This window comes from Streptosporangium sp. NPDC051023 (assembly GCF_040689595.1).
GTDB lineage: Bacteria > Actinomycetota > Actinomycetes > Streptosporangiales > Streptosporangiaceae > Streptosporangium.
Map to the genome: position 1 here is coordinate 1 of NZ_JBFBCE010000097.1, position 13,947 is coordinate 13,947.

Annotated in this window: 10 protein-coding genes; 4 read left to right on the top strand and 6 right to left on the bottom strand. The window is 69.4% G+C overall.

Annotated features, from left to right (window positions below):
* The first annotated feature begins 74 nt into the window (after positions 1-74).
* Together AB0395_RS40320 and AB0395_RS40325 are read left to right on the top strand one after the other, a co-directional pair.
* Positions 75-1,250, top strand: coding sequence for a hypothetical protein (locus AB0395_RS40320; protein WP_366291010.1), 1,176 nt, complete (start codon positions 75-77; stop codon positions 1,248-1,250).
* A gap of 260 nt (positions 1,251-1,510) precedes the next feature.
* Positions 1,511-3,655 carry an NB-ARC domain-containing protein gene (locus AB0395_RS40325; protein ID WP_366291013.1) on the top strand — a complete coding sequence of 715 codons (2,145 nt, stop codon included), beginning with the start codon at positions 1,511-1,513 and terminating at the stop codon, positions 3,653-3,655.
* A 1,985-nt stretch (positions 3,656-5,640) separates the two neighbouring features.
* On the opposite strand, the gene AB0395_RS40330 is transcribed toward AB0395_RS40325, so the two are convergent.
* The gene (locus AB0395_RS40330; protein WP_366291016.1) at positions 5,641-6,228 is read right to left on the bottom strand and encodes an RICIN domain-containing protein; all 588 of its coding nucleotides are present in this window, start codon (positions 6,226-6,228) and stop codon (positions 5,641-5,643) included.
* 715 nt (positions 6,229-6,943) lie between these two features.
* Here AB0395_RS40330 and AB0395_RS40335 point away from each other — a divergent pair.
* Complete coding sequence (locus tag AB0395_RS40335) at positions 6,944-7,855, top strand: aminoglycoside phosphotransferase family protein (RefSeq protein ID WP_366291019.1); 912 nt, start codon at positions 6,944-6,946, stop codon at positions 7,853-7,855.
* Between the two features lie 326 nt (positions 7,856-8,181).
* Here AB0395_RS40335 and AB0395_RS40340 read toward each other — a convergent pair whose 3' ends face one another.
* Complete coding sequence (locus AB0395_RS40340) at positions 8,182-8,742, bottom strand: hypothetical protein (RefSeq protein WP_366291021.1); 561 nt, start codon at positions 8,740-8,742, stop codon at positions 8,182-8,184.
* Positions 8,743-9,002: 260 nt separating this feature from the next.
* On the bottom strand, positions 9,003-10,169 hold the full coding sequence (gene tuf / locus AB0395_RS40345; protein WP_366291023.1) for an elongation factor Tu: 1,167 nt from the start codon (positions 10,167-10,169) through the stop codon (positions 9,003-9,005).
* A gap of 535 nt (positions 10,170-10,704) precedes the next feature.
* Here tuf and AB0395_RS40350 point away from each other — a divergent pair.
* Positions 10,705-12,108 carry a cytochrome P450 gene (locus tag AB0395_RS40350; RefSeq protein ID WP_366291026.1) on the top strand — a complete coding sequence of 468 codons (1,404 nt, stop codon included), beginning with the start codon at positions 10,705-10,707 and terminating at the stop codon, positions 12,106-12,108.
* A gap of 14 nt (positions 12,109-12,122) precedes the next feature.
* Here AB0395_RS40350 and AB0395_RS40355 read toward each other — a convergent pair whose 3' ends face one another.
* The 3 genes from AB0395_RS40355 to AB0395_RS40365 all read right to left on the bottom strand — a co-directional run bounded on the left by AB0395_RS40355 (position 12,123) and on the right by AB0395_RS40365 (position 13,868).
* Positions 12,123-12,497, bottom strand: a complete 375-nt coding sequence (locus tag AB0395_RS40355) for an antibiotic biosynthesis monooxygenase (RefSeq protein WP_366291029.1) — start codon at positions 12,495-12,497, stop codon at positions 12,123-12,125.
* A 163-nt stretch (positions 12,498-12,660) separates the two neighbouring features.
* Positions 12,661-13,452, bottom strand: a complete 792-nt coding sequence (locus tag AB0395_RS40360; protein ID WP_366291031.1) for an SDR family NAD(P)-dependent oxidoreductase — start codon at positions 13,450-13,452, stop codon at positions 12,661-12,663.
* 146 nt (positions 13,453-13,598) lie between these two features.
* Positions 13,599-13,868 carry a ferredoxin gene (locus AB0395_RS40365; protein ID WP_366291034.1) on the bottom strand — a complete coding sequence of 90 codons (270 nt, stop codon included), beginning with the start codon at positions 13,866-13,868 and terminating at the stop codon, positions 13,599-13,601.
* Between the last annotated feature and the right edge of the window lie 79 nt (positions 13,869-13,947).

Genomic DNA, 13,947 nt, shown 5'->3' on the forward strand with positions numbered 1-13,947 from the left:
CATGCGATCGAGACCGCCCCCCCCGCCCCCCTGAAAGCGCGGCCGGGGCGGTTCTGACGATTGGGGGAACGAACATGAGAGTTTTCGGCGGGCTGCTCGTAGGCGCGCTTGTCACCATTGTCCTGACCCTGTTACCCGTGTCCCCGGCGCAGGCCCAGGTGTGTCAGCACCGTACGGGCGTCAGCCACGGCGGCGGCATCTTCCCGAACCCGTTCACCGAGGACTCTATCTGTGGCCACCAGGCGGGGGCCCCGGTCTACGCCACCGCAGACAGCGCCTCGCCGCAGGTCGGGGTCCTGGACGGGACCCAGAGCTGGTTCCTGTGCTGGACGCGCGGCCAGCAGCACGGCGGCGGCAACAACGTGTGGTACTACACCCAGGGTGATCGAGTGGTGAACAATCCGGAGCGGCACGGCTACGGCTTCGTCCCGGCGTCCCACCTGAACACCTCGAACGATCCGCAGGACGCGCAGCTCGCCCAGTGTCCGCCGGTGCCCTCTGAGAGCTCGACCGCGTACATGGTGTACGACCGCACCACCGGCGCGTCCACGCAGAGCCAGGAGCACAAGCAGCTCCGGTCCGCCTCGCTGGTGAAGCTGCTCATCGCCATCGACTACCTCGAAGCCCGTACCCCCGGGTCGAGCATCCCGGCCGCCGACGCCCAACTGCTGCAGACGATGCTGCGCTCCAGCGACGACACCGCCGCGAACACCCTGTGGGTGCGCGACGGCTGGGAGGCGATCGTGAACCGGATGGTGACCAAGATCGGCCTGATCGACACCGCGCCCCCCGCTGACCGGGGGATGTGGGGCTACACCGCGCTCAGCGCCTCCGACGTGGTGAAGATCTACCGCTACATTCTGGAGCGCGCCCACCCGACGATCCGCGACCTCATCATGGGCCACCTGCGTCAGGCGACCCGGTGCGCGGCGGACGGCTGGGACCAGTACTTCGGCATCCCGAGCGCCATCCCCAGGCCCTGGGCCGTCAAGCAGGGCTGGTCGGCCTTCGGCGAGGAGCCGCCGCAGTGTGGCTCCGCGGCCGGCCGTACGGCGAGCCCAGGCCCGTCCAGCCGTACGGCGAGCATCGATCTGTCCAGCCCCGCGATGCACACCAGCGGCACCTTCTGCGCGAACGACCGGAAGATCATGGTGGTGCTGACCCTGAACCCGATCGGTACCACCTGGAACGACGCGGCCACCCGCCTGACCACGAAGGCGGCTGACCTCTACAACACCGTCGGCTGCTGACGGAAGGACAGCCGGGCCGCTGGGGCTCCCTCGGGCTACGGCGGCCCGGCTCAGCGGTCCGGTACGGCGGGCCGTACGCTCGCCAGGCAACGGTCACCCGTAGGCCAGGCGAAGAACGACGATCACGAACGACTTCGAGCGCTCACTCGTGAAACGGGTGCTTCGTTTGCGATCATTCGGCTCATGGTGTCTTTCCTGCGGAGGCGAGGCCGCCAGGCCACGGGACGTTTCCAGAGCGTCGCCGGACCTGAGGTGGTCGTATGAGCGCGATGGCCGATCCCGGCGACAACGGGGAGGGTCGGGCGCGCAACGAGCTTTCCGGTCAGGTCGTCGGCAACGTGGTGCAGGCCCGTGACATCGGACAGGTCACCCTGAGGACTCCGGCGTCGGCCCCGGCGCGGATTCCCCGGCAGCTGCCTCCGGAACCACGTGGTTTCGTCAACAGGGTCAGCGAGCTGGACGCGCTGGACCGTCTCCTGGAGGAGACCGGCGACGGGTCCGCGCCTCTGCTGGCCGTCGTCAGCGGTCTCGGTGGCGTGGGAAAGAGCGCGGTGAGCCGCCGCTGGGCGCATCGCGTGCGCGGCAGGTTCGCTGACGGCCAGCTCTACGCGGACCTGGGAGCCTCGCGCCACAGGGGCGGGGTCGAGGTGAGCGACGTGCTCGGCGGTTTCCTGCGTGCCCTGGGCGTTCACGAGGAGTGGATACCCGCGGATCTGCCCGAGCGCGCGGCCCTGTTCAGGTCGAAGACCGCCGACCTGAGACTTCTCATCGTGCTCGACGACGTCGAGCACGCCGCCCAGGTCACACCGATGCTTCCGGCGTCCGCGGCCGGGGCCGTCGTGGTGACCAGCCACCGCAGGCTCGGCGAACTGATCGTCGCCGGGGCGGTCCCGGTTCCGGTCGCTCCACTCGGCGAAGAGGAAGGAGTACGCCTGCTGGCAGGCGTACTCGGTGACGAGCGTGTCAACGCCGATCCGGTGGCCGCGCGGGAACTGGCCCGCCTGTGCGGAGGGCTTCCCGTCGCCCTGCGGGTGGCCGCCGCCCGCTTGACGCAGCGGCGGACCTGGCCGATCAGCAGGCTCGTGAACGAGCTGGCCGATGAACGTCGACGGCTGGAGCGTCTCGCGGCGGGAGGGAAGACAATCGTGGAAGCGGTGTTCGAGACGGCCTGTCGTGCTCTTCCGCCCGAGGCAGCCCTGCTGTACCGGTTGCTGGGGGCGATGCCGGTGGCCGACTTCTCCGCTCAGGTCGTCCAGGTTGTGGCCGGGGTCGAGCCAGAGGAGACGGAACGGCTGCTGGAGGTTCTCCTGGAGGCCAATCTCATCGAGGAGACCGAGCAGGAACGTTACCGGTTTCACGACCTGGTCCGATTGCACGCGAGCAGGCCGGCCGCGCGGCAGGAGGTCCCCGAGGAACGGGAGACGACGCTCCACCGGGTGGCGTCCTGGTACCTGGGCAGGACGGCGGCCGCCGATCGAGCGATCATGGGATCCCGGCTGCGCCTGGCCTCCGCTCCCGGCCCTGCCGATGCAGGTACGCCGTTCGCCTCGCCCGGCGAGGCTCTCGACTGGCTGGAGAGCGAGCGGCGGAACATACTGGCGTTTCTCCGCCTGGCGGGACAGGCGGGGTGGGACGAGATCGTCTGGCAGACGGTCGAGGCACTGTGGGCGCTCTACCACAACCGTAAGCACTACGCCGACTGGATCGAGGCCGGCAGGCTGGGAGCCGTGTCCGCGCGTCGCTGCGGGGACCGAGCCGCCGAAGCCCGGATGCGCAACCAGACGGCTCGCGCGCTCATCGAACTCGGCGAGTTCGATCCGGCGATCGAGGATCTCCTCCTGGCCAAGAGTCTGGCCGAGGCGTCCGGTAGCCGGCGGATGGAGGCGGCGGTGCTGGAGTCGCTCGGCCAGGCCGACCTGGCCCGCAATGCGACCGACAGCGCGATCGAACGCTTCACCGAAGCCCTGGCCCTCAACGAGGCGATGAACAACCCTCGTGGTGTGGGATTGCAGACCTACCATCTCGGCCAGGCGTACGGCGCGGCGAATCGTCTTCACGACGCCGCCGAGGCCTTCGAACGGGCCATGGCGGTGATGGGGGAAGTCGGCGACGAGCTCAGCCAGGCCAAGGCCGGCATCGAACTCGGTCTCGCCTATCGCGAACTGGGCAGGTCCGCGGAGGCGGTGGAGACGGTGGCCCGGGCGGCGGAGACCATGCGGGCCCGCCGGATTCCCGTCAAGGAAGCCAGGGCCTGGGAGGTGCTCGCCGATCTCGCCGCGGACACGGGTGACGACGAGGGCGCGGGGGAGTACCTGCGCCGTGCGATCGCGGCCTGCCTGGCTTCGGGAAACCGGACGAGGGCCGACGCGCTGAGCGGCCGCCTGCCCGCGGACGGAAGTCCCTGACCCCCACATGCCTGCCGCGGACCGGTACGATCCGGTGCGCTCAGGCTTTCAAAAAGCCGGCGGGGGGGGGAGACTCCGATGAGGATTTCAGTGCCGCCCAGCCGTAGCCGCAGCTCGGCGGGGAGGTTTTCCGCCCGGCGCCCCGACACCAGCCAGCCGTACACCGCGGAGGGCAGGCACATCACATCCACCCGCGCAGCCCCCTCCTGCGGCGGCCGCAAGAGGGTGAGGACGAGCTCTCGCCCGTCGCGCAGGACGGCATGCGCCCGGTCGTCGCCGATGACCGCCGCGGCCAGCGCGCATCCGGGATAGCGCCGTACCGCCTCCCGCGCCCATCGCGGGGAGCCGTCACGGCACACGATGACGGCGGCGCTCTCCAGCAGTCGCCGGTCCAGCTCCTCGGCGTCTACGGCGAGATGGGGATCGCGTAGTCCGTCGCCCGGTGTTCGCTCCACGGCGGCGGGGAAGCGCCGCATCACCATGGCGCGATCCGTTGCGGAGACCCAGGTCTCGGTCAGGAACGCGGTCACCCGTGCTTCCTCACGCCGTGGCTCGGCAAGCGGTGTGACCATCGCCGGACCGGGCGGGCACGTGAGGTCCATGAGCCGGTAGGCGACCTCGCGCAGCGCCCCACCCGCCCCACCGCGGTTGCCCAGGGTCCGGTCCGTCACGTGGGCGTACGCCCCGGGCGTGTGGGTGGCGACCACCTTCTCCACCTGGTCGAGCAGGCTGAGACGCCGGTCCAGTCTGGGCAGGAGCCCGCACAGGTCGGCCGTCGGGGAGGACGGATCCAGTTCCTCCGCCTCTCGGCCGGAGGACGCGAGCAGCACAGGACGCCCCAGCGCGACACCGTAGAAGGTGACCGACCCGTGGTCGCCGACGATCACGTCCGAGGCGATCAGCGCCGCCTGCCATCCCCGCTCCGGGGGGATCACCGTCAGGCCCGCGCCTTGCTCCCGGGCGAGCCACAGCCTCAGCTGCAGCTCACCGTAGCGGAGCGGAATGTTCGGGTGCGTCACCAGCGCCACGTGGTACTCGTCGATCGGCAGCTCGGCCAGGAGCTGCGACAAGACGTCGTTGTTGGCCCCGTACAGGGAGTGCTCACCCCAGGTCGAGCTGACCAGCACCAGCTTGCGGCCGTCGGACACGCCCAGCGCGCGCCGGTAGCGCTCCCTGCGAGGCAGATGCGCGACGATCCGGTCGAAACACGGATCTCCCGTCACCGTGGCGACGGCGAGGGCTTCTGGGCAGTACCGCGCGAGCCGTGCCAGCTGGTCCTCATGGGACAGGGCGACGGCGGCGGGCACCACCCGGCCGTCATGGACCAGCTGGCTTCTGGCCAGGCCCGACACCTCGGGGCCGTAGCCGTTCGCGGTGCGCAACAGGCGGTTGTGGCCGGCACCGTGCGGCATCAGCAGCAGCGGGGCGCCGAGGCGGTGCAGTTCCCCGTTGGCGCTGGCGGACAGCGCGAGGTCGAACCGCATCGTCACCGCCTCTGCCCACGGCACGGTTTTCGCCCCGGCCGTTCGCAGGTAGTCGTCCAGCCTGTCACCGAAGGCCGATCCCTCCACGGTGGTGAACAACGTCCGCACGCGCAGGTCGGACCCGAACAGAGGGAGAACCTCGAGCAGTCGTCCCGCCGAGGTCACGTTCCTGGCCACGGCCAAGACGCTCCGGTGAGCGTGGACGGTGCTCCAGCGGCCCGCCGGAGATCTCCCCGGTGTCGGCCGATCCTCGCCGCTCAAGACCCTCCGACCGGCCCGCTCAGGCACTCAGGCGACTACCGTTTTTCCGCGAACACGTACCATACCGCCTGATCCTCCATTCCTCGAAGGCCAGGAAGCACTCCTCGGACGGCACGGCCGCGCCCGCGCATCGGTGAGAGTGGCCTGGACGGAAAAACGGCCGGCGTCCGGCGACGCGCCCGCCGCTCCCTTGAGAAGCCGGTCACGGAGGCTCAGCGCGGTCAGCCCGTAGTCATGAACTCAGTGAATCGGGGGATTGCCCCAGGAATACTGGATACTCCACACCTGGTTCCAGCGGTTCCATTCATCGCCCGTCCTGATGCAGTTCCATGCCTGCAGGGGTGCCTGCTGGCCGGGTATACCGCTGGAGGAGACCGCGTCCAGACACCTGCCGTTCGCGTGGTTCCTGATGATCGTGTAGGTCTCGGGAAAGCATACGCATGGCTCATGCGGCGGAATGATGTAGTCGGTGCGCCATTCGGCCGGCGCGTACCCGGGCTCGCAGTACGTGTCTTGAACGATGGGCGCGCCCTCCCGGGGGTTACCTCCGAGGAGTTGCAGGCACTGACCGGAGTGACGTGCCTTTATGCGGAAGTATCCATTTCCGCTGTCGAGGAACTCGAACTCCTGTGAGTAGCTGGCATTGTCCGGCCACAGGAAGACGCCCTGGCCCGGATTGGTGGACGCCCACATCACGTCGGCGCGCAACCCGCTGATCCGATTCACGATCTCCGCGTAACGTGGGGCCGCGTACGCCGGCGTGGGCGTGCTGACCGCGAAGGACGTGGCCACCAGGACCAGTGTCATGGCAAGGGCGCCGAACGTCATACTCCTCGGACGCCGCCCCTCCGCAGGATTTAAGGAGGTTGGGGTCCTGCCTTTTCGCGCCAAATGGTCGACCCTGGCACAGGAAAATCTCATGATTCCTCCTTGTCTGGTCTGAACAATGAAGGCCGTCCCCGGAGCCGTGGCGCGCACAGCGACGCGCCCAGGCCGGTTCACCGGTACCAGTTGCATGGTCCTGTCGTGGCACGATTTCGGCGGTCTCTGGCACCGGTAATGGCTATGCCGGAAAAATGGGTCGCTCCCCTTCAGTAGTGGAGCGTGGTTGACCCTGATGGTCAGCAGGGTGAACCCGGGGTAGGGGGTGATCAGTGATCCGCGGCTCACGGCGTCGCGCCACTCGGCATGCCTTGGATTTCTCAGGTGTCGTCGTCGCTTTTCGCCGATGCCAATGTTAACCGGGTATGCAGCGGACGGCCATGACGTTCACTCACCGAATACTCACCGAGCACCGGGCGAAATAGGATGAGCGATTTCGGAGCCATGCTCAAGCTGCTGCGTCTCGCCGCGGAGCTGCCCCGGGAGGCCCTCCACCGGGGTTCGTGTCACCAGTCACAAAGTAACTGTGAGTGATCAGAGTTACGGTCGGTACAGGCTGGTCGGCCCTCGGCCTGGTTGTGACGCTCTGAAACGGCGTCCACGTTCGATGGACGCCAAAAATCCTTTGCGCGGCAGAGAGAACGGCCGACACACTCTCAGGATGGTCGAGAGCCTGCACATCGACGGGCGCGCCGGCATCGATGCGGGGTTGGTGAAGCGACTGGTCGCGACCCAGTTCCCGCAGTGGAGCGCCCTTCCTGTGACCCCTGTCGAGATGGACGGGTGGGACAACCGCACCTACCGTCTCGGTGACGAGATGACGGCGCGTCTTCCCACTGCCGCCGGCTATGCCCCGGCGATCGACAAGGAACATCGATGGCTGCCGATTCTCGCACCGTCGTTGCCGGTCGCCATTCCCGCGCCTCTGGCGAAGGGGGCTCCGGGCGAGGGGTACCCGTTCAGCTGGTCGATCCGCGGCTGGCTGGACGGCGAGACCGCGAGCCTTGACCGCATCGACGATCTGTCCGAATTCGCGATGTCGGTTGCCGACTTCGTTCTTGCCCTGCGGCGCATCGACGCGACGGGCGGCCCGTCGGCGGGCGCGCACAGCTTCTATCGGGGTGCGTCACTGGCTTACTACGACGATGAGGCACGCCGCTGCCTCGCCGTGTTGGACGGCTGTGTCGACACCACCCGGGCATCGGCTGTGTGGGACGCCGCCCTCAAGGCGGCCTGGTCCGGGCCGCCGGTGTGGTTCCACGGCGACGTTGCGAGCGGCAACCTGCTGGTCAGGAACGGAAGGCTGGTCGCCGTCATCGACTTCGGGACATCAGGGGTCGGCGATCCCGCCTGTGATCTGGTGATCGCGTGGACGATGTTCTCGGGCGACAGCCGGGAGACCTTCCGCGGCGCTGTCGGTCAGGATCCCGCCATGTGGGCGCGGGCTCGCGGCTGGGCTCTGTGGAAGGCCCTGATCAGCCTGGCCGAGGACATCGACAGGGGCGGGAAGAAAGCTGCGGGCAACCGCCGCGTCATCGATGAAGTCCTGGCTGACCACGATCGTGCCGGCTGACTCCACCGGGACCGGCGATCGGGCTCACGCCGGAGTCGCAGGTTCTCGGTGGGTCGTCTGAAGCTCTGGATTTTTACCTGCACCTGGCTCTGTACGTGTACCCGTACGCTGACACCGCGTCGCCGTCCGTAACAGGACGACCAAATAAAGCTGCCGATTTCCGGTCAAGGAGCGTTGCTCGTCACAGAGTGTTGCCCGAGCCGGCCTCGCGCGCACGCGCCGAAAGTCGCGAAAGTCCGCGCTGTTCAGGTGGAGCCGTTCTCACGCCGGGCCTGCTCCGGCGAGGCCGGTGTCTTCCGGTCGCCGGGGCAGGGGGCGCACACGTCTCAGTCGTCCGCGGGCTCGATTCTCCAGCGCTGGGTTTCGGATCCGTCCGCGCCGCGTAGTCTCACCTCGCCCCGCGGGATCACCGGGGGTTCGGCGTTCCAGAGCAGGTCCTCATAGGGCGCCTTGATGACGTAGGTGTCGTCGCCGGCCGACTCGAGGGACCAGATCGTTGGCCTGTGGCCGGTGATGACCGGCTCCCCCTCCTCTGGCCGCCGCGCCACGGCGTAGGCGCCGAACCGGCCGACGTCGCTGAGGCCGACGTTCTTGATCGTGACCCCGCCCCCGCTCCGGGTGATCTTCCACAGCTCGAACGGGCCCGGGTACTCCCTGGTGCTGGCGACGAAAATCGGCCTGCCCGGAATGTAGGCCCGCAGCGAAGTGCCGGAGGCCACGTTGATGATCCGGTAGATGCCCGGCTCGGAAGCCGGGGCCTGGGCGCTGTCGGCGGTGGCTGTGGCGGCCAGGCCGCTGATCGCCCAGGAACCGAGCAGCAGGACCGCGGCCACGGCCACCCTCGCGAGGCCGCGCACGCCGCGGCGGCCTCGGTACGTCTTCCCCACGCCACTCTCCTTTGTGATCGACTGACTCCGGAGAGTGACGTCGTTTCAAGAGGGGAAGGCGGCCCCAACGGCCTCCTGGGGTAGATGGCCGATCGCCTGAGGGAAGGGAGGCCTTACTCCCGAGAGTGATGGCGACACCCCCGAGAGTGACGGCGACGCCGACGACCATTCGCCCGCGCGGATCCGGCGCCCTGTGCTGGACGCGGAGCGGCCGGCCCCGTACGGGACCGGGCCGCCGTCGCGCGGCCGGTCGAGTCCGGTCAGTCGAGGACGGTCAGTACCGTGCCCGCGCCGACCGTCAGCCCGCCTTCGCGGATCGCGAAGCTCAGACCGACCTCGAGGGCCACCGCCCTGCCCAGCTCGACGACCGCCTCGACCGTGTCTCCCGGCCCGGCGGGCGCGTCCAGGACGATCTGACCAGGCACGTCGGTGGTGCGGAGGTAGAACTGTGGCCGGTAGCCGCCGGCGATGGGCCTGCGCCGCCCGCCCTCAGCCTCCGTGAGGAGATAGATCCTGGCGGTGAGGCGCCGATGGGCGCTCTGCGAGCCGGGCGTGGCCAGCACCTGGCCCCGCCGTACCTGCTCGCGCCGTACGCCGCGCAGGAGCACCGCGGCGTTGTCCCCGGCCTCGCCCCGGTCCATCGTCCTGCCGAAGGTCTCGACCCCGGTCACCACCGCGGTGAAGCCCTCGCCGAGACCGACGACCTCGACCGTGTCGCCGATCTTGACCGAACCGCGCTCGATCGCGCCGGTGACGACGGTGCCACGCCCGGTGACGGTGAGCACGTTCTCCACCGGCATGAGGAGCGGCGCGTCGACGTAACGGGTGGGGACCGGGATGTGGTCGTCCACCCCCTGGAGCAGCGCCTCGATGGACGCCGTCCACTCGGGGTCGCCCTCCAGCGCCCGCAGCCCGGAGACCCTGACCATGGGCACGTCGTGGTAGCCGTGCTCGGCGAGCAGCTCCCCGAGCTCCAGCTCGACCAGATCGGCCAGCTCGGGGTCGGCGCCGTCGGCCTTGTTCAGCGCGACGACCAGGTACTCGACCCCGACCCGCTTGGCGAGCAGTACATGCTCGCGGGTCTGCGGCATGATGCCGTCCTGCGCGGAGACCACCAGGATGGCCCCGTCGAGCTGCGCCGCCCCCGTGATCATGTTCTTCACGTAGTCGGCGTGGCCGGGCATGTCAACGTGGGCGTAGTGGCGGGTGGCCGTCTCGTACTCGACGTGCGAGATGTTGATCGTGATGCCCCGCTGCGCCTCCTCGGGCGTGCGGTCGATCCTCTCGAACGGCGTGTACGTCGCGCCGCCCCGCTGGGCGAGCACCTTGGTGATCGCGGCGGTCAGCGTGGTCTTGCCGTGGTCGACGTGCCCCATCGTGCCGATGTTGAGGTGCGGCTTGTTGCGCACGTAGGCCTGCTTGGCCATGATTCCTTCCCTGAAAGCCTGAGGTCCTGTGACCCGTGTGCGGGCGGTCAACCTCTCCCCGCCGGGTCACATCAGGACTTACGGGAAGAGGTCAGCGCTCCAGGCCGTCGAAGGCACGCTCGAGCGCGCCCGCGGTGGCGGGCGTCGTCAGGAGAGCGTGGCGGAACATGAGCGTCATAGTGGTCCGTCAGAGCGGTGGGCCGCAACGGATTATTCCCATCGCCCGATGTGGAGCAGAACCGGCAGGGGTGAACAACCGGAAGAAGGCCGCTGCCCAGATGGCTCGTGCGCATGCCCGTGGCCGACGCGCGCCCCGCGTCACTCACGTGAGGAAAACGGGGACTTCGGCACGGCACAGTACGCCGACGGGGTCGTGCGCGGTGGCGGAAACTGCCGTGAGAGCGAGGGCACCGGCACCGGCGACCCCAAAATCTCACTGGCCGTACATACATAACCACCGCATGTTTCCCCATGATGGGGGCGGGCCTCCGCTCGGGAGAGCCCTCTCGCAGTACGGCTCGCATCGGGAGGACCCATGGCCAAAGCCGTCGAAACCGCAGCCACCAGGAAGTTGCCCGATCTTCCGGTCGCGCCCGGGCGGCTGCCGCTGCTGGGGCACTCGATGTCGCTGCTGCGCAGCCCGTTCGCCTTTCTGCAGTCACTGACCGTCATCGGCGACATCGTGCGCGTCGACATCGGCACCCTGCCGGTGTACATGCTGACCCGGCCGGAACTGGTCCACCAGATCCTGGTGACCAAAGCCCGCGACATCCAGCGCGGCATCCTGTTCGAGCGGGTCCGCCCGCTGCACGGCAACGGGCTCACCGTCGCCGAGGGGCAGGCGCATCTGCGGCAGCGAAGGCTCCTGCAACCGGTGCTGCATCCCAACGCCATCGGCGGATACGTCGAGACGATGCGCCGCAACACCCAGGCCCTCGCCGACTCCTGGCGGGAGGGGCAGAGGATCGACGTCAGCCAGGTCACAACCGATCTGATCCTGGCCATCACCACCGACGCCATGTTCGGGATGAGTGTCGAGCCCGCCGCCGTGCGGACCGTGCGCGCCGCGGTGCCCGCGATCCTGGGCAACCTGATGGTGCGAACCCAGATGCCCGTGTTCCTGGAGCGCTTCCCGCTGCCGGTCAACCGGCGCTTCGAGGCGGCCGCGCGTGACGTCCGCCGGGTGGTCGACGAGGTCGTCGCGCACAGGCGGGAGCATCCCTCAGAGGAGGGCGATCTGATCGGCATGTTGCTGTCGGCGCGGGATCCCGAGAGCGGCGAGCCGATGAGCGCCCGGCAGGTCCGCGACGAGGCCGTCGGTGTCTTCATCAACGGGATAGCCACCACGGCGACCACCCTGGCCTGGTTCCTGCACCAGCTCGCCCGCAACCCCGACAGCGAGGAACGCCTGCTGGCGGAGGTCGAGGCCGTCCGCGGCGACGGCACCCCGCTCGACCAGGCGCTCGGGCGGCTCGGCTACACGCGCCGGGTGATCCAGGAGGTCCTGCGCCTGCACCCGCTTCTGATGCTGATGCGCCGTACCACCCGGTCCCTGACGCTGGGCGGCGTGGAGATACCGCCCGGCGTCGAGCTCGGCTACAGCCCCACCGCGTTGCACCGCGATCCGGCCGTCTATCCCGAGCCGTACCGGCTGGACCCTGACCGTTGGCTGCCCGAACGGGCCAAACCCCTGCCCGCCGGTGCCTTCGCCGCTTTCGGCGAGGGCCGTCACCGCTGCATCGGAGAGCACTTCGCCTGGGCGGAGCTCCTCGTCGCGGCCGCGGTGCTGCTGCCTCGCTGGAAACTGCGCCACGCCGACGACCACGGGGCCGAGGACGTCCGCGAGGTCAACGCGATCCACCCCCGGCCCGATCGCCTCCACATGGTCCTCACCGCCAGGACGGCACCGGACCGGGGCCGGGCCGCCCCGGAGGCCTGAGTACGGCTCGGCCCTCACCCCTCCCCGGCGGAGTCGATCCTCCGAGGGCCGGGGCCGACCTCGCGGACGACGGTGTAGGTCGGCGGACCGCTCATGCGCGCCTCCGCCTTGCCGGACAGGCCGTTGAGCACCTCCTGGATGGCGGCTGCCCGGCCCTCGGTGTCGGAGGTCTCCACGAAGTCGCGGTAGTCCGCCTCGGTCGCCCAGTGCACGATGTTGTACACGCGGGTGCCGTCGGTGCTCACGTGGATGCGCGCCGATCGGTAGCCGGGGTAGAAACGCACCCACCGCTCCTGGAGTTCGGCGAAGGCGTCAGCCAGCTCGCGCTGGGTTTCCCGGCCGTCGACGGTGTAGTCGATGATCGAGTAGAAACCGGGGTCCGTGCTCAAGTGCGTCTCCCTCACAGCCGTACGCGGGTTCGGAGTGCCGGTTCCCATCCTGAAACCTTAACCAGGCTTGAGGTCAAGGGGTGCGCGGTTCGACCGGCCGCTGCACGCACGAGGAAAGCCCGGCCGGGGTCCGGCCGGGCTTTCCGGGTTCTCTTCCGCGCCCTCAGGTACGGCCGAGCAGGCGCCTGGTCGCCTCGTGGGCACCGGCGACCAGCTCGCCGCGGGGGAAGCCACTGCGCTTCTCCGCGGTCACCTGATTGCCGCCCGCGACCCAGACCGGGCCGTCCGCGAGGTGCTCGAGCCCCTCACGGGCCACGTCGTCCGGCTCGGCGACGTTGAGGCCCGGCAGGTCCATCCGCAGGCCCGCGCGCTCCATGGCCGGGGTCCGGGTGACGCCGAGGACCAGTTCGAGCACGTGCACGCCGTACTCCCCGAGCTCCAGCCACAGGCCCTCGGCGAAGACCCGGCTGAACGCCTTGGCGGCGGCGTAGATGCTCATGTGCGCCTGGCCCATGTAGCCCGCCAGGGAGCCGACCAGCATGATCCCGCCCCGGCCTCGCTCCTTCATCGGCGCGCCGAAGTGATGTGACAGCGCGAGCTGGGAGGTGATGTTGAGGTCGATGACCCCGCGCACCCGGTCCAGGTCGGCGGTCACGAACTCGTTGCCGTAGCTGTTCGCGCCCGCGTTGAAGATCAGCAGGCCGACCTCCAGCCCATCGGTCACCGAGCGGATGGCCTTGAGGGCACCCGGGTTCAGCAGGTCGAGCTCGATGGTGCGGACCTCGACCCCCTTCGCCCTGACCCGCTCCGCGGTCTCCTCGAGCGGGCCGGGCTTTCTGGCGATGAGCACCAGATTGATCCCGGCGTCCGCGAGCTGGTCGGCGAACGACGCGCCGACCCCTTCCGACCCACCCGCGATCACTGCCCAGGGGCCGTACACGTTCTTGTCGATCATGAGCCTTCTCTTCGTCTGATGCGACCGGTCAGAGCCGGTCAGAGCCGGTCAGCGCCGGTCAGCGCCGGACCGGTGCCGGTCAGCGCCGGACCGGTGCCGGTCGGCGCGGCCGGTGCCGGGCAGGGCGGCCGGTGCCGTCAGCGCCGTCAGTTGTCCGGTACGGGGATCACGCCGTCCAGCGCCGCCCGCCTGATCGATTCCCGCAGCGCCTCGCAGGCGGGGAAAGCGCTCCCGTTCGGACCGTCGCCGGGCACGGAGGCCCGCCGTTCCAGGCAGGCGAGCACGGCCTCCGCGCTCCACTGGACGCTGGTCTGCTGCCAGCTCGCCTTGCGCACCTGGACACCCGCGCCACACTGGTGACAGCGCACCGGCAGCATCGGCGTCCCATCGGTCAGACGATTGTCCTGCCGTGTCATCGGAGCGGTCGCTTCCCGTGGCGGTCCCGCTCGCGGGATTCTCCTCGGCTTCCTGCTCGGTGCATGTGTCTTCCTCGGG